This is a genomic window from Nereida sp. MMG025, assembly GCF_021654165.1.
Taxonomy (GTDB): Bacteria; Pseudomonadota; Alphaproteobacteria; order Rhodobacterales; family Rhodobacteraceae; genus Nereida.
Map to the genome: position 1 here is coordinate 553541 of NZ_JAKFZN010000002.1, position 14723 is coordinate 568263.

The 14723-nt window shown below is 57.4% G+C and carries 14 protein-coding genes; 12 read left to right on the forward strand and 2 right to left on the reverse strand.

The window, feature by feature from the left end:
• The 8 genes from purH (at nucleotide 1) to L1065_RS08875 (ending at nucleotide 9331) form a co-directional block, all read left to right on the forward strand.
• Nucleotides 1-1587 (forward strand): bifunctional phosphoribosylaminoimidazolecarboxamide formyltransferase/IMP cyclohydrolase, encoded by a 1587-nt coding sequence (purH, locus tag L1065_RS08840; protein ID WP_237095096.1) that lies wholly within the window; start codon nucleotides 1-3, stop codon nucleotides 1585-1587.
• A gap of 9 nt (nucleotides 1588-1596) precedes the next feature.
• A complete protein-coding gene (lspA, locus tag L1065_RS08845; RefSeq protein WP_237095097.1) occupies nucleotides 1597-2073 on the forward strand; it encodes a signal peptidase II in 477 nt (158 codons plus the stop codon).
• 52 nt (nucleotides 2074-2125) lie between these two features.
• Nucleotides 2126-2656: a DUF3035 domain-containing protein gene (locus L1065_RS08850; RefSeq protein WP_237095098.1), complete on the forward strand. Its 531-nt coding sequence runs from the start codon at nucleotides 2126-2128 to the stop codon at nucleotides 2654-2656.
• Between the two features lie 78 nt (nucleotides 2657-2734).
• A complete protein-coding gene (locus tag L1065_RS08855) occupies nucleotides 2735-4096 on the forward strand; it encodes a pitrilysin family protein (protein ID WP_237095099.1) in 1362 nt (453 codons plus the stop codon).
• The gene (locus tag L1065_RS08860) at nucleotides 4093-5412 is read left to right on the forward strand and encodes a pitrilysin family protein (protein WP_237095100.1); all 1320 of its coding nucleotides are present in this window, start codon (nucleotides 4093-4095) and stop codon (nucleotides 5410-5412) included. The genes L1065_RS08855 and L1065_RS08860 overlap by 4 nt, the downstream gene beginning before the upstream one ends.
• 58 nt (nucleotides 5413-5470) lie before the next feature.
• Nucleotides 5471-7285: a DNA mismatch repair endonuclease MutL gene (gene mutL, locus L1065_RS08865; protein WP_237095101.1), complete on the forward strand. Its 1815-nt coding sequence runs from the start codon at nucleotides 5471-5473 to the stop codon at nucleotides 7283-7285.
• Nucleotides 7282-8448, forward strand: coding sequence for a DNA recombination protein RmuC (locus tag L1065_RS08870; RefSeq protein ID WP_237095102.1), 1167 nt, complete (start codon nucleotides 7282-7284; stop codon nucleotides 8446-8448). Before mutL ends, L1065_RS08870 begins: the two co-directional genes overlap by 4 nt.
• Before the next feature lie 130 nt (nucleotides 8449-8578).
• A complete protein-coding gene (locus L1065_RS08875; RefSeq protein ID WP_237095103.1) occupies nucleotides 8579-9331 on the forward strand; it encodes a hypothetical protein in 753 nt (250 codons plus the stop codon).
• 24 nt (nucleotides 9332-9355) lie between these two features.
• On the opposite strand, the gene L1065_RS08880 is transcribed toward L1065_RS08875, so the two are convergent.
• Both L1065_RS08880 and L1065_RS08885 read right to left on the reverse strand, forming a co-directional pair.
• Nucleotides 9356-10003: a ChrR family anti-sigma-E factor gene (locus tag L1065_RS08880; protein ID WP_237095104.1), complete on the reverse strand. Its 648-nt coding sequence runs from the start codon at nucleotides 10001-10003 to the stop codon at nucleotides 9356-9358.
• Nucleotides 10004-10040: 37 nt separating this feature from the next.
• Nucleotides 10041-10553, reverse strand: a complete 513-nt coding sequence (locus L1065_RS08885; protein ID WP_237095193.1) for a sigma-70 family RNA polymerase sigma factor — start codon at nucleotides 10551-10553, stop codon at nucleotides 10041-10043.
• Between the two features lie 280 nt (nucleotides 10554-10833).
• On the opposite strand from L1065_RS08885, the gene L1065_RS08890 reads away from it, so the two are divergent.
• Genes L1065_RS08890 through L1065_RS08905 form a run of 4 tightly spaced genes read left to right on the forward strand, consistent with a single transcriptional unit; the run spans nucleotide 10834 to nucleotide 14720 of the window.
• On the forward strand, nucleotides 10834-12123 hold the full coding sequence (locus L1065_RS08890) for an NAD(P)/FAD-dependent oxidoreductase (protein ID WP_237095105.1): 1290 nt from the start codon (nucleotides 10834-10836) through the stop codon (nucleotides 12121-12123).
• Nucleotides 12123-12878 (forward strand): DUF1365 domain-containing protein, encoded by a 756-nt coding sequence (locus tag L1065_RS08895; protein ID WP_237095106.1) that lies wholly within the window; start codon nucleotides 12123-12125, stop codon nucleotides 12876-12878. The genes L1065_RS08890 and L1065_RS08895 overlap by 1 nt, the downstream gene beginning before the upstream one ends.
• Nucleotides 12875-14143, forward strand: coding sequence for an MFS transporter (locus L1065_RS08900; RefSeq protein ID WP_237095107.1), 1269 nt, complete (start codon nucleotides 12875-12877; stop codon nucleotides 14141-14143). The genes L1065_RS08895 and L1065_RS08900 overlap by 4 nt, the downstream gene beginning before the upstream one ends.
• Complete coding sequence (locus tag L1065_RS08905) at nucleotides 14136-14720, forward strand: DUF3833 family protein (protein ID WP_237095108.1); 585 nt, start codon at nucleotides 14136-14138, stop codon at nucleotides 14718-14720. The genes L1065_RS08900 and L1065_RS08905 overlap by 8 nt, the downstream gene beginning before the upstream one ends.
• The last annotated feature ends 3 nt before the right edge of the window (nucleotides 14721-14723 follow it).

A 14723-nucleotide genomic window follows, 5' to 3' on the forward strand; every position in this document is an offset into this window, starting at 1 on the left:
ATGCCCGATCTTGCCCCGCTCACCCGCGCCCTTCTTTCTGTGTCCGATAAAACGGGACTTGTTGATCTGGGCCAGGCCCTCGCGGCGCGTGGCGTCGAGCTGTTGTCGACGGGGGGGACCGCCAAAGCGCTGCGCGACGCTGGCCTGAGCGTTAAAGATGTGTCCGAAGTCACGGGGTTTCCCGAAATGATGGATGGTCGGGTCAAAACACTTCACCCCGTGGTGCATGGCGGGCTTTTGGCGTTGCGCGACAACGCAGACCACAAAGCCAGCATGAATGAGCATGGCATTGGCCCAATAGATCTGGTGGTGGTGAACCTCTATCCGTTCGAGGAAACCGTCGCCAAAGGTGCGGACTATGACACCACAATCGAAAATATCGACATTGGTGGCCCCGCGATGATCCGGTCCGCCGCCAAAAACCACGGCTTTGTCAACGTAGTGGTGGATGTCGAGGACTACGCGGATCTGATTGCCGAGCTTGAGGCACATGGCGGCCAGACCAGCTATGCGTTCCGTCAGCGACTTGCGCAAACGGCCTACGCCCGCACAGCCGCATATGACACAGCCGTCAGCACTTGGATGGCCGCTCAGGTGGGTGGCACGCCGCGCCGCATTTCGGTCAGCGGCACCCTTGCAAGCACCATGCGCTACGGCGAAAATCCGCATCAGGGCGCATCGTTTTATGTGGATGGCAGTGATCGCAAAGGCGTGGCGACAGCCCAACAGCACCAAGGCAAGGCGCTGTCTTACAACAACATCAATGACACAGACGCTGCATTTGAACTGGTCAGCGAATTTGCAGCCGACACAGGCCCCGCTTGTGCCATTATCAAACACGCAAACCCCTGTGGCGTTGCCCGGGGCGCGACCTTAAAAGAGGCCTACAAACGTGCGTTTCAATGTGACCAAACCAGTGCATTTGGCGGGATAATCGCGCTGAACCAGCCGCTTGACGCAGAAACTGCCGAAGAGATCACAAGCATCTTCACGGAAGTGGTCATTGCCCCTGATGCAGATGAAGCGGCCAGAAACGTCTTTGCCACCAAGAAAAACCTGCGCCTTCTGACGACAGGTGGTCTGGCCGATCCGCGCACAGTGGCGCAAACCATCCGTCAGGTCAGCGGGGGCTATCTTGTGCAAGACAAAGACACAGGGGTCGTGAGCCGCGATGATCTGAAAGTTGTGACCAAACGCGCGCCATCTGACGCCGAATTGGACGATCTTATGTTTGCGTGGACGGTTGCAAAGCACGTCAAATCCAACGCCATTATCTACGTCAAAAACGGGGCGACCGTGGGCGTGGGCGCAGGCCAGATGAGCCGCGTTGACAGCACACGTATCGCAGCGCGCAAGGCGCAGGATATGGCCGAGGCTATGGGGTTGGATGCGCCGCTGACCCAAGGGTCTGTCTTGGCGTCTGACGCGTTCTTCCCTTTTGCCGATGGTTTGATCACGGCTGCCCAAGCAGGGGCCACGGCCCTTATCCAGCCAGGTGGTTCGATGCGCGACGACGAGGTGATTGCCGCGGCCGACGAAGCGGGCCTTGCCATGGTATTCACTGGCATGCGCCACTTCCGCCATTAAGGAATTTCGATGAAACGCGCTCTCACAGTCGCCTTTGTCATTTTTGTGCTCGATCAGATCATCAAATATCTGGTGGTGCAGGTGATGGATCTTAAGACAGTGGGCGCGATCAATCTGATCGACCCGTTTTTGAACCTACGGATGGCGTGGAACCGTGGGGTCAACTTTGGTCTGGGCGCGGGGCTTGATGCGCGTTGGATTCTTGTGGGCGTTGCTCTTGTGATCACCTGTGCGGTGATCTGGTGGGTCTGGAAAGAACCGATGGGCAAATGGGCGCAAATCAGTGCCGGGCTTTTGATCGGGGGGGCGCTTGGCAATGTGGTGGACCGCGTTGTCTATGGGGCGGTCGCGGATTTCTTGAACATGTCATGCTGCGGGATTGAAAACCCATTTGCGTTCAACGTGGCCGATATTTCCATTTTCGCAGGTGCGCTCGGGTTGGTCTTTCTCTCGCCGTCAAATAATGACAAAAAGAAAAAGACCTGACCCCGCCCACGCGATGCGGTAAGCTTGGGTTTGAATAAACGATAGGTGCAACATGCGGCGCGCGATTGCTTTGGGATTTTTGATTGCCAGTTTTGGCCTGCTTGCCGCGTGCGGTGATCGCGGTGATCCCAAACTGTTGAATATCCGCCAGTCCCAATCGGGGCCGGATGAATTTGCGATCCTTCCCAACAAACCACTTCAGACCCCTGAAGACCTCAGCGCATTGCCAACGCCCACACCGGGCGCAAGCAACCGTGTGGATGTAACCCCGCAAAGCGATGCTGTGGCGGTATTGGGCGGATCGCCCTCTCGGCTGGTGCGCGATGGGCAGGTGTCTGACGGTGCTTTGGTGGCGCATGCCTCGCGATTTGGCCGCGATGCAGATATCCGCGAAAACCTTGCAGCCAGTGATCTGGAGTTCCGCAAAAGCAATCGCGGCCGATTGCTGGAACGGTTGGCCAACGTAAACGTCTATTTTGAAGCTTACCGCCAACAGTCGCTGGACAAACATGCAGAACTTGAGCGTCTGCGCCGTTTGGGTGTTCGCACCCCATCTGCGCCGCCCAAACCCACGGACGACTAGATCGTTCACAAAACTGCCAGCGCACTTGAAGCCGGCAGGTTCAGGCGTACCTTTGTCACAGCTTTTAAGGAGTGAAATATGCGCTTGATCCTGGCCGCTATCGCCGTTGTGTGTTCTGTAGTGTCGCTGAACGCCGATACGTTGATCAAAGACAACGTCACCTCATTCGAATTGGACAATGGTCTTGAGGTGGTGGTCATCCAAGATACACGCGCCCCTGTTGTGGTCCACATGCTGTGGTATCGCGCAGGCGCTGCCGATGAACCGCCCGGTAAATCCGGTATCGCGCATTTTCTGGAACATCTGTTGTTCAAAGGAACCGACGATATGGCCGCGGGCGAATTTTCGCAGGTCGTGGCAGCCAACGGCGGATCGGACAATGCATTCACCAGTTGGGACTACACGGCTTATTTCCAGCGTGTCGCTTCTGATCGTCTTGAGTTGATGATGAAAATGGAAAGCGATCGGATGCGCGATCTGCAACTGACACAAGAAGACGTGCTGACCGAACGCAACGTTGTTATCGAAGAGCGGAACCAGCGCACCGAAAACGACCCAGGCGCCCTGTTCAGTGAACAACGTCGCGCGGCGCAATACCTCAACCACCCCTATGCCGTGCCGATCATTGGGTGGATGCATGAAATTGAACAACTGAACATGGACGATGCCATGGCGTTCTATCGTCGGTTCTATGCGCCAAATAATGCCGTTTTGGTGGTCGCTGGTGATGTTGAGCCTGAGGCCGTTAAAACGCTGGCGCAAACATACTACGGCGTTCTGGAACCGACGGAAAACCTGCCCGAGCGTGCGCGCCCCGCAGAGCCGCCACAGTTGTCAGAGCGCCGTTTGGTTCTAGAAGACCCTCGCGTCGCGCAGCCCTACGTGATCCGCACCTACCTTGCGCCAGAACGGGACGCAGGGGCACAGGAGGACGCGGCGGCCTTGCGCATTCTGTCCGAAGTTCTGGGCGGGGATGGGGCGTCGTCCTATCTGGGGCGCAAACTTCAGTTCGAAAACTCTGATGCCGTTTATACAGGGGCCTTCTATTCTGGCACATCGCTTGATGATACGACCTTTGGCGTCGTCATGGTCCCCGCGCCCGGTATCAGCCTGCCCGACGCAGAGGAAAAATTGGATGCGGCTATCCACGGATTTCTGCAAGACGGTGTTGATAGCGATGTGCTTGACCGGATCAAAACCCAAATTCGGGCGTCGGAAATCTATGCCCGTGATGACGTGAATGGCTTGGCCAATACATACGGTCAGGCGCTGACCAGCGGTTTGACGATCCAGGATGTTCAGGACTGGCCCGCAATTCTGGATGCCGTAACCGAAGACGACATTATGGCAGCCGCCCGCAGTCTATTCTCTGATCGCAACAAAGCGGTCACCGGATATCTTACCAAGCCAGAGCCTGAGCAGGCGGAGGTTGTGCAATGAACCGTATATTCTCCTTTTTTGTCGCCTTAGTCCTTTCGTTATCCGCGACAGCATCATCTGCCGAAGTCAAAATCCAAGAGGTAACCTCGGAAGGGGGCATCACGGCATGGCTTGTGCAGGAAAATTCGATCCCCTTTGTCGCGCTTGAGATCTGGTTTCAGGGCGGCGCATCGCTCGACGTTCCGGAAAAGCGCGGGGCGATCAATCTGATGACTGCGCTATTGGAAGAGGGTGCCGCTGATATGGACGCGCGCGCCTTTGCTGCCGCGCGTGACAGCCTTGCGGCGACGATACGATTTGATGTGTCGGATGATAGTCTGCAGGTGTCTTCGCGGTTCCTGACGGAAAATCGAGACGAGGCGCTGGCCCTTCTCAAGACGGCCCTGACGCAGCCACGCTTTGACCAAGCTGCAATTGACCGCGTGCGTAAACAAGTGCTGTCATCCATCGCATCGGAGGCACAAGACCCAAATAGCATCGCAGGCAATACGTTCAGCGCGTTGGCGCATGGTGATCACCCTTACGCGACATCATCGGATGGCACAGCCGAAACCGTGACGGCCTTGACCCGCGATGATCTGCTTGAGGCCAAGGCGCGGGCAATGGCGCGTGATCGGGTGTTCGTGGGCGTCGCGGGGGATATCAGCGCAGACGAATTGCGCCCGCTTTTGGATGAACTGCTTGGCGATTTGCCAGCCGAAGGTGCTCCAATGCCAGACGCGGCACCGTTTAACCTGAGCGGCGGTGTCACCGTGGTGCCCTTTGATGTGCCGCAGTCGGTTGCATTGTTCGGGCACCGAGGCATCGAACAGGATGATGAGGATTTCTTCGCAGCTTTCTTGCTGAACACCGTGCTTGGCGCCAATGGCTTTCAAAGTCGCTTGATGAGCGAAGTGCGCGAAAAGCGTGGGCTGACTTATGGGATCGGGTCTTTCCTTGTCCCGAAAGATCACATCCCTCTCTATCTGGGGCAGGTCGCTTCGGCAAATGACCGCATCGCAGAGGCCATTGAGGTTACAAAATCAGAATGGGCAAAGCTGGCCGAAAACGGGGTGACGGAAGATGAGTTGACCCGCGCCAAGACATATCTGACAGGGTCTTACCCCTTGCGCTTTGACGGCAATGGGACCATCGCCAATATCATGGTGGGCATGCAACTGTCTGACCTGCCGATCGACTACATCCCCACGCGCAACGACCAGATCAACGCAGTCACGCTGGATGACGTAAACCGCGTCGCACGCGAATTGCTGCGCCCTGATGATCTGCATTTCGTGGTGGTGGGCCAGCCTGTGGGACTTGAAACAACAAACTAGGGGATAACTCTGCACACCCCCTTGGTCGAATCCCGTCGGGCATGCTATCCCTTGTGGCATGCCCGACGATCGCCCCAACATACAGCCAGTTATTCGCCAGCTTGATAGCTCGGCGATAAACCGTATCGCCGCGGGTGAAGTTGTTGAGCGTCCCGCATCAGCCGTCAAAGAACTGGTCGAGAATGCGATTGATGCAGGTGCGCGGCGCATTGATGTGGCAATCTCTGGCGGTGGCAAATCCCTGATCCGTGTCACCGATGATGGGTGCGGTATCGCGCCTTCCGATTTGCCATTGGCTTTGTCGCGGCATGCCACATCAAAAATCGATGGCACCGATCTGCTGAATATCCACACCTTTGGTTTTCGCGGCGAGGCGCTGCCGTCTTTGGGGGCGGTGGGGCGGCTTTCGATCACCAGTCGGGCCGATGGCCATGACGCCGCCGAAATCACCGTGTCGGGCGGCGATATGGGGCAGGTGCGTCCGGCCGCTTTGCGGCGGGGCACGGTTGTGTCCCTTCAGGATCTGTTTTTCGCCACGCCAGCACGGCTGAAATTCATGCGCTCCGACCGCGCCGAGACACAAGCCATTGGCGATGTGATCAAGCGTTTGGCGATGGCCGAACCCTTTATCAGCTTCACCCTTCGTGATGTCTCAAACGGTGCAGAAGGGCGCGTGACGTTCCGTGCAGATGCCCAGACGGGTGACATGTTTGATGCGCTGCGCGGCCGATTGTCCGAAGTCATGGGCCGCGAATTTACGGACAATTCCGTCCCCATTGATGCAGAGCGCGAGGGGTTTCACCTGACGGGCTATGCCGCGCTTCCGACGTATTCGCGCGGTGCTGCGGTGGCACAATTTCTGTTCGTGAATGGACGCCCCGTGCGGGACAAGCTTCTGATCGGCGCTTTGCGTGGGGCCTATGCTGATTTTCTGTCGCGCGACAGGCACCCTGCGGTGTGTCTGTTTCTTGATTGCGATCCGACGATGGTGGACGTCAATGTGCATCCTGCCAAATCCGAAGTGCGGTTTCGTGAGCCGGGGATTGCGCGTGGTCTGATTGTCAGTGCGCTTCGGCACGCGCTGGCCAATGCAGGGCATCGTGCGTCCAGCACAGTGGCCGATGCAACCCTTGGTGCGATGCAGCCTGAACGTCCTGCGGCCCCGATTTATCAGATGGACCGCCCATCGCTTGGCGCGCGGCAGGCCGCCTATGAGGCCCAAGCCCCGGGATTTGCCGAGACGCAACACGTGTTTGGCCGCGTCGAAGAGGTGGTTGAGACGCCCGCAGCTGACCATCCGTTGGGCGCGGCACGGGCGCATCTGCACGAGAATTATATCGTGTCACAAACAGCCGATGGGATCATTTTGGTAGATGCGCATGCTGCCCACGAGCGACTGGTGTATGAGCGCCTCAAGCGCCAGATGGCGGAAAATGGTGTGGCGGCGCAGGCGCTTCTGATCCCCGAAATTGTCGAGCTTTCGGAAGGGGATGCTGCAAAACTACTTGCCCATGCCGCAACGCTTGGGCGGTTTGGCCTGACGATTGAGCCGTTTGGTGCAGGTGCGATTGCGGTGCGCGAAACCCCTGCGCTTTTGGGCGAATGTAATGCGAAAAACATGTTGCGCGATGTTCTGGATGAGCTGGACGACTTGGGCAGCAGCGATCTGGTTCAGGAAAAAGTAGAGGCGATTTTGAGCCGAGTGGCCTGCCACGGATCGGTCAGGACAGGCCGCCGTTTGAACGGCGAGGAGATGAACGCGCTGCTGCGCGAGATGGAAGCCACGCCGCATTCGGGCCAGTGCAATCACGGACGTCCCACCTATGTCGAGCTGAAAATGACCGATATCGAGCGGCTTTTCGGACGCACATGATCACGGTAAATGGACAAAGCTACGCATGGGATGATCCGCTTGTTTTAGTGGGTCTGGTTGGTGCGGGTATTGTGCTTCTTATCCTTGTTTTATTGGTGTTTGCAGTGCGTGCTGCAGGGCGATCGGCGCGGGTTGCCGCGCCGCTGGCCGCACAGATGAACGGCCTGGGGCAGCGGGTGCAGATGTTGTCGGACGGGCAACAACAGCTTGCGGGCGGGTTGAGCCATGTGAGCGAGGCGCAGGCGGCGGCACAGGCCAATATGCTGGCTCTGATGGAGCAACGGTTGCAGGCGGTGAGCGTTCAGATGAACGAAGGGCTGGCAGGCACGTCGCGGCGCACAGCGCAATCGCTCGGCGAGTTACAGCAGCGCCTTCAAACGATTGACAAGGCCCAGGAAAACATCACGAAACTGAGCGGCGATGTGTTATCGCTTCAGGATATTCTGAGCAACAAACAGACCCGCGGCGCATTCGGTGAGATCCAGTTAATGGATATCGTGAGCAAAGCCCTGCCGCGAGATTCGTATTCTACACAAGTAACGTTATCGAATGGTAAACGTGCGGATTGCTTGATCCACCTGCCAAATCCGCCCGGGCCCATTGTGGTGGATGCCAAGTTCCCGTTGGAGGCCTATGAAAAACTGCGCAACGCCAGCACGGATTGGGAGGTCAATGAGGCGGCCAAGCTGATGCGTCAAAGCGTGCGTGCGCATATAAAAGCCATATCTGACAAATACTTAATCGAAGGCGAGACCGCAGATGGCGCATTGATGTTCCTGCCGTCAGAGGCGGTTTACGCAGAATTGCACGCCAATTTTCCCGAAGTCGTGCGCGAAGGGTTCGCCGCGCGTGTCTGGATCGTGTCGCCCACTACGTGCATGGCCACGTTGAACACCATGCGGGCGATCCTGAAAGACGCGCGGATGCGCGAACAGGCAGGTGCCATTCGCAAGGAATTAGCCCTTTTGTATCAAGATGTTGACCGGCTTGGAACGCGGGTGGAAAACCTTGACCGTCACTTTGGCCAAGCGGCAAAAGACATTGCAGAGATCAAGATCAGCAGCGAAAAAGCGGGCCGCCGCGCCCGCCGTTTGGATGCCTTTGATTTTGAGCAAGTGGAATCTGATCCTGACGCAACGGTCGTGCCATTAACCAAGACCTAAAAGCCGTCGAATCGGGTGCCACGCAACGTATGGCAGGGCGTCTGCTATGCGTATGGCAGCGCGTCAGACGTTCGGTGGTGTAAGGTTTGATTAAGACATTCGTTAACGCAGCCCTCATCAGGAGATAAAAATGCCCATAAGATCGGCCGAGATCGCAGATATTCCTGCATTGGCCGCCTTGATGGTCGCGGATGCGCAAAGGCGTGCCGCCTCCGGTGATGTGCTTTGGGCCGTGCGCGCGGATGCCGCCGATGCCGTTGCCGCAGAGTTGACCCGCGCGATGATGCAAGAGGGCGGCCCGATCCGACACGCGTGGATGGTTGCGCACCACAACGATGTAATCCTCGGTGTGGTGCATAGCATCTTGCTGCCTGTGCCGCCGATCTACGCAGGGCGCTTTGGCCCACCCGGCCTTGTTATGCAAGACAGCACGGTTGCGGATGGCTGTGACGATACCCTGCAGCACGCACTGTTTGCAGCAGCCGAGGCGGATTTAATAGATGCAGGCGCCAGATATCTGCTGGCCTCAGGCGCTGAGGGCGGCGATTGGGCGGGGCTTTTTGTGGCCCGTCAGGATGGAGCCTTTGCAGGTTACGCCGTTTCGCAGCCGGCGACGCCGCTGCATTTTCCGACGGCCCATGCGATTGCGGGCACAGGCATTGTAGATGATTTTCACCATGTGGATTTGGCAGACTGGTCTAATGCAGATGCGCCAACGGATGGTGCGGCGCAGGTTTTTGGCGCGGCAGAGGCGGCGCTGGCGCAGCGGGGGATGGCCGCCTGTGTGGTGATGTGTCCTGACGGTTGGCTGTCCAAACGTGCGATGCTTGAGCGCGCAGGCTACCGCAATGCGATCACGTGGTGGATGCGTCAGGTGGGCTGACGCATATTTACATGCGCAGCGGGGCTAGATGCGGAAGAACGGCTGCATGACTTTTGGCAGCAGGCTGTTGAACTTCAGCGGCGCGTCAGATGCGGCCAAGCAGATGCAATCCAGCGGGCCAACGGCCACGGGTGTGTGGTTCAGATCTTCATCGGCAAGCTCTACATCGCCTGCGCCGAAGTGATCGGCTTCATCCTCGAAGGCGCCTTGCAACACCAGCGTCATTTCCATGCCGTTGTGGCTGTGATCGGGCATGGCCGAGCCGGTGGGGATATACAGAAGGCGCACGGAGGCGTCTTTGGAGGTTTTCAGGATTGCCTGTTTGACCCCCATGCCAACAGGGCGCCATTTCACGGCGTCCAGATCACCGCCGACATAGTCCTGAAGCGGTTTTGGGAATAGGCCGCGTTTGGTGGGAGCGTCCATTTTGATGGCGTCTTTGGGTTGGTTTGCGATGCGCTTCATGGTGGCTTCAAAGCTGCCATCGGACATGGGCATCGCGTCCATTTCTTCTACGACAGTGCCGCCAAGCGCGTCGAATTCTTCCATTCGGGCGCGGCATGTGGGGCACATTGAGATATGCGTGGCGACAACAAGGCTGAAGGCTTCGGGCAGGGTGCCTGCCGAATATTCGACCAGAACGTCGTCTGTGAGGTGATGTTTAATGTCCATCGTTCATCGTCCGTATCAAGATCTGACGCAGCTTGCGTCAGGGGGTGTCCATTGCATGGCGCAATCGTTCAAGCGCCAATCTAATGCGCGACTTGATGGTGCCAAGGGGAAGCCCTGTTTGAGCCGCGATTTCGCTATGGCTCAGGTCCCCGTAGTAGGCGCGCATCACAAGGTCACGCTGTTTTTCCGGCAGCTTGTCCAAGGCCCGGGCAAGCTGTTCTTGTTCCTCCTGCTGGCTGAGCACGTCAGCCTGATCTGGTTCGGCCTCTGGTCCCCAAGTCAGTTCCTCGGGTTCGGGCCGTCTTTGTTTGCGGATCACGTCGATCTTGCGGTTCCGCGCGATGGTGAAGATCCATGTGGCCACGCTTGCGCGGGCGGGATCAAACATCTCTGCCTTTGTCCACAAGGTCGCCATGACCTCTTGCGTCACCTCTTCGGCCAAAGCCTCTGACGTGCCGCCCTTCATCAAAAACGCTTTCACGCGCGGCGCAAAATGCGCAAACAGCTCTGCAAAAGCAGACTGGTCGCGGTGGGATTTAATGCGGTCCATTTCCGCAACCCACTCTTTGCGTGCGAGTGTTGTCGTTTCCAAGGTCGGGCCTTTGTGTTTCCAGATTCGCGTTGAATTGCCCAAACCGTAGCCCATGCTGCGGAGTGATGCACCCGTTTCCTGAAAGCGCGCTTGCCCGTCCATCATACCCTGTCTACGGTGCAGCTATTGGTTTGGATCACTGCCGATGCAGAAAAATACGCAGATGATCCAATGAAGCATATGCGGCGTATACCTCAGTGAACGCGCGAAAATGATGATGCGAAGGACTTTGGTATAGATGCCATTTGAGACAGGTAGCGAGCGCAAACGCGTCGCAGTGATTGGTGCTGGAATTTCAGGAATGGGGGCGGCGCATATGTTGGCCGACACCCATGATGTTGTGCTGTTTGAGGCAGAGCCCCGTTTGGGCGGCCACGCGCGCACACGGATGGCAGGGCCCAAGGGCGATGTGGCTGTGGACACTGGCTTTATCGTGTTCAATTATGCCAACTACCCGCATCTGGCGGCTTTGTTCGAAGAGCTGGATGTGCCGGTTACAGAAAGCAATATGAGCTTTGGAGCCTCCATTGATGGCGGGCGTATTGAATACGGTCTGGCCAGTCTGGATGCCGTGTTTGCGCAGCGGCGCAATGCGGTAAACCCCAAGTTCCTGCGGATGGTGCGCGATATCTTTAAGTTTAACGCCAAGGCGCTGGAAACTGCGAAACCGGGAATGAGCACGGGTGATTTGCTGGATGCCTTGGGCACAAGCGCATGGTTCCGCGATATGTATCTGCTGCCCTTGTCGGGTGCGATCTGGTCCACACCTGTTGAAAAGATCATGGATTTCCCGGCCAAGGCCATGATCCAGTTTTTCGAAAACCACGCATTGCTGCACCACACGGGTCAGCATCAGTGGTTCACTGTGAAAGGTGGGTCGATCCAGTATGTTTCGCGGCTGGAAGCGTCGATGATGTCAAAAGGTGTCGACATTCGTTTGGGCGCGCCGATTGATGCTGTCACCCGCACACCCCATGGGGTGCATGTCAAAGCGCAAGGCGCGGAGGCAGAAAATTTCGACGAGGTGATTTTTGCAACCCACAGCGACGACAGTCTTGCGATGTTGGCCGATGCGAATGGGCTGGAAATTGCGGCCCTTGGTGCCGTGAAATACCAGCCGAATGACATTGTGCTGCATTCCGATCCGTCGATCATGCCGCATAAAAAGCAGGTCTGGTCATCGTGGAATTATACCGAAGCGGCCGATAAATCACTGGATGCGATTGATCTGACCTATTGGATGAACAAGCTGCAACCGATTGCCAGCAATGATAACTTCTTTGTCACGCTGAACAGCACGCGGCCCATTCGGGATGATCTGGTTTGGGATCGCGCCACGCTGCGCCATCCTGTGTTTGATGGGCCGGCCTTGGCCGCGCAGGATACCGTACGTGCGATGAACGGGCAAAACAACACGTGGTTCTGTGGCGCCTGGATGGCCAACGGCTTTCATGAGGATGGTTTGAAATCCGCCGTGGAGGTGGTTGAAGCCATGCGCGCGCAACCCGCAGCTGTGGCCGCCGAGTGATGGCGCAGGTTCAACATATCAAGGGCAAGACCTATCATGGTCGCAAGGGAGAGCAGCGCAATGCGTTCCGCTATTCTGTCGATTATGTGGCCATTGATCCAGAAGCAGAGGTGAAAACACCGCTGCTGTTTTCGCGCAACGGACGCGGCGTTACGGCCCTGCATGATGCAGATCACGGGGGCGACCCCAAAAAGGGGCGTGGCGCGAAATGGGTGCGTGACGTGATCGCGTCGAACAAGTTGCCCTGCGACGGGCGGATCGAGCTTTTGGCGCAGCCGCGCGTGTTGGGCCATGTGTTTAATCCTGTGTCTTTCTGGCTATGCCATGACACCGACGACAACCTGCGCGTGGTGATTGCAGAAGTGACGAACACCTTTGGGGACCGTCATTCCTATTTGTGTCACCGCGATGATCTGGAGCCGATCACACCGCAAGATACGCTTCATGCGTCCAAGATTTTCCATGTTTCGCCCTTCCAGCCCGTCAAGGGCGGTTATGCGTTCAAGTTTGATTTCACGGGCGACCACATCGGTGTGCGGATTGATTTCACCGCGGGCAATGGCGGTGTGATTGCCACACTTGCCGGCAAGCGCGAGCCGCTGACGAATGCGTCAATCATGGGCATGTTGGTGCGCCGACCGTTGGGGTCGCGCCGTGTGCTTGGGTTGATCCATTGGCAGGCGTTTAAGCTGTGGTGGAAAGGTGCGGGCTATCGCGCGCGTCCCGAACCGCCAAAGGCTGAGGTCACAAGATGAGCCAAGCCGCGGTCAACGCAGGGCAAGCGCGTTTGCGTTTGCCCTCTTATGCGTTGTTTGCCGCGATGTTGGCGGCGGCGGGCCTGCCGATTTATATCCATGCGCCAAAGTTTTACGTGGACAGCTATGGGCTGACGCTAACGGCGCTTGGGACTGTCTTGTTTTTGTTGCGTTTGCTGGATTTTGTGCAAGACCCGCTGTTGGGGTGGCTGTCCGAGCGCACGCGTCATTTTCGGCGCACCATGGTATCGGGGGCCGTCGGTCTGATCGCGGCCAGCATGTATGCGCTGTTTGCGATTGAGCCGCCGATTGCCCCGATCTGGTGGTTCGCGCTGTCGCTGACGGGTTTGTTTTCGGCCTTCAGTTTCCTGACGATCAGTTTCTATGCGCAAGGCGTGATCAAGGCCGAAACGATGGGCGCGGGCCATGTGCGGCTGGCCACATGGCGCGAAACGGGAGCGTTGTTGGGCGTGTGCCTGGCCGCCATTGCCCCAACGGTTTTGATGGGGATGACGGATCGGCCCTTCGCCGCGTTTGCGATTGCTTTTGCGGTGGTGTGCATGTTGGCAATGGTTGCAATGCGCAACGAATGGGTGCGCGGATCGACCCCGCAAGACACGGGCTTTGGGGTCATCCTTGGGGATGCCACCAGCCGCCGTTTGCTCCTTTTGGCCTTGGTCAACGCAACGCCTGTGGCCGTGACATCGACCCTCTTTTTGTTTTTCGTCGAAAGCCGCTTGCAGGCGGTTGGATGGGAAGGGCCTTTGCTTTTGCTTTTCTTTCTGGCTGCCGCAGTGTCCGCTCCTGTCTGGGGGAAGATCGCTGAACGCATTGGCGCAAAACAGGCGTTGCTGTCTGGCATGGTGCTTGCGATTGTGACCTTCGCTTTTGCGGTGAGCCTTGGCGCGGGCGATACAACGGCATTTGCGATCATCTGTGTTGCAAGCGGCGCTGCCCTTGGCGCGGATCTGACGCTTCTGCCTGCTATTTTTGCGCGGCGCATGGCGCGAATTGCGCCAAATGCGGGTCAGGCGTTCGGATTATGGTCATTTGTCTCTAAATTCACCCTTGCTTTCGCGGCAGTCAGCCTACTTCCGCTATTAGAAGCCAATGGGTTTGTGTCTGGTGTCGCCAACCCGATGCAGCCCGACAGCGCACTACAAACGCTGACTATCCTGTATGCGGTTGTTCCCTGTGCGCTGAAATGCGTGGCCCTGGGGATGTTATGGGCCACCGATCTTTCGGAGGACGAGAACAGTGGATGAGTTTCTCTACATCGCACTTGGGGCAGCCGTGGTCATTGGTGTGCTGACTGTCTGGAGCAGACTTTGGACGTTTCAGGCCCAAAAGCCCGAAGAATACGAAGGCATTGGCCCCATCATGGATATTCGCGAACATCTGAACGGGCCTATTGCTTGTGAGGGCGTGATTTATGGTCCGACGGGGCGGGTCACATCGCGCTTTGTGGCCGAGTTTTTTGCCCAATGGGATGGCAACACAGGCGTCATGCGCGAGCATTTCCGGTACGACAGTGGCAGCACACAAGATCGCGAATGGCGGCTGACCCTGTCGGATGATGGGCAGGTTGTGGCAGAGGCCGACGATCTGGTTGGTGTGGGCGATGGCCGTCAGGCAGGGCCGACGCTGAAGTTGAATTACACCATCAAACTGACGCAAGAGGCGGGGGGGCATGCGCTCAACGTCACGGATTGGATGTATTTGATGGAGAACGGAACAATCATGAACCGTTCGCAGTTTCGTAAGTTCGGGATCAAAGTGGCCGAGTTGGTTGCCACTATGCGGCCTATGACGGTCGAACAGGAAAAAAAGGAAGCGGCTTAGGTT

What these genes read in the sequence shown, in the direction of transcription:
- L1065_RS08880 (WP_237095104.1), bottom strand. Translation starts at nt 10,003, where the DNA reads ATGGACATTAAACATCACCTCACAGACGACGTTCTGGTCGAATATTCG.
- L1065_RS08870 (WP_237095102.1), top strand. Translation starts at nt 7,282, where the DNA reads ATGATCACGGTAAATGGACAAAGCTACGCATGGGATGATCCGCTTGTT.
- L1065_RS08885 (WP_237095193.1), bottom strand. Translation starts at nt 10,553, where the DNA reads ATGGACCGCATTAAATCCCACCGCGACCAGTCTGCTTTTGCAGAGCTG.
- L1065_RS08855 (WP_237095099.1), top strand. Translation starts at nt 2,735, where the DNA reads ATGCGCTTGATCCTGGCCGCTATCGCCGTTGTGTGTTCTGTAGTGTCG.
- L1065_RS08890 (WP_237095105.1), top strand. Translation starts at nt 10,834, where the DNA reads ATGCCATTTGAGACAGGTAGCGAGCGCAAACGCGTCGCAGTGATTGGT.
- purH (WP_237095096.1), top strand. Translation starts at nt 1, where the DNA reads ATGCCCGATCTTGCCCCGCTCACCCGCGCCCTTCTTTCTGTGTCCGAT.
- L1065_RS08900 (WP_237095107.1), top strand. Translation starts at nt 12,875, where the DNA reads ATGAGCCAAGCCGCGGTCAACGCAGGGCAAGCGCGTTTGCGTTTGCCC.
- L1065_RS08895 (WP_237095106.1), top strand. Translation starts at nt 12,123, where the DNA reads ATGGCGCAGGTTCAACATATCAAGGGCAAGACCTATCATGGTCGCAAG.
- L1065_RS08850 (WP_237095098.1), top strand. Translation starts at nt 2,126, where the DNA reads ATGCGGCGCGCGATTGCTTTGGGATTTTTGATTGCCAGTTTTGGCCTG.
- mutL (WP_237095101.1), top strand. Translation starts at nt 5,471, where the DNA reads ATGCCCGACGATCGCCCCAACATACAGCCAGTTATTCGCCAGCTTGAT.
- lspA (WP_237095097.1), top strand. Translation starts at nt 1,597, where the DNA reads ATGAAACGCGCTCTCACAGTCGCCTTTGTCATTTTTGTGCTCGATCAG.
- L1065_RS08875 (WP_237095103.1), top strand. Translation starts at nt 8,579, where the DNA reads ATGCCCATAAGATCGGCCGAGATCGCAGATATTCCTGCATTGGCCGCC.
- L1065_RS08860 (WP_237095100.1), top strand. Translation starts at nt 4,093, where the DNA reads ATGAACCGTATATTCTCCTTTTTTGTCGCCTTAGTCCTTTCGTTATCC.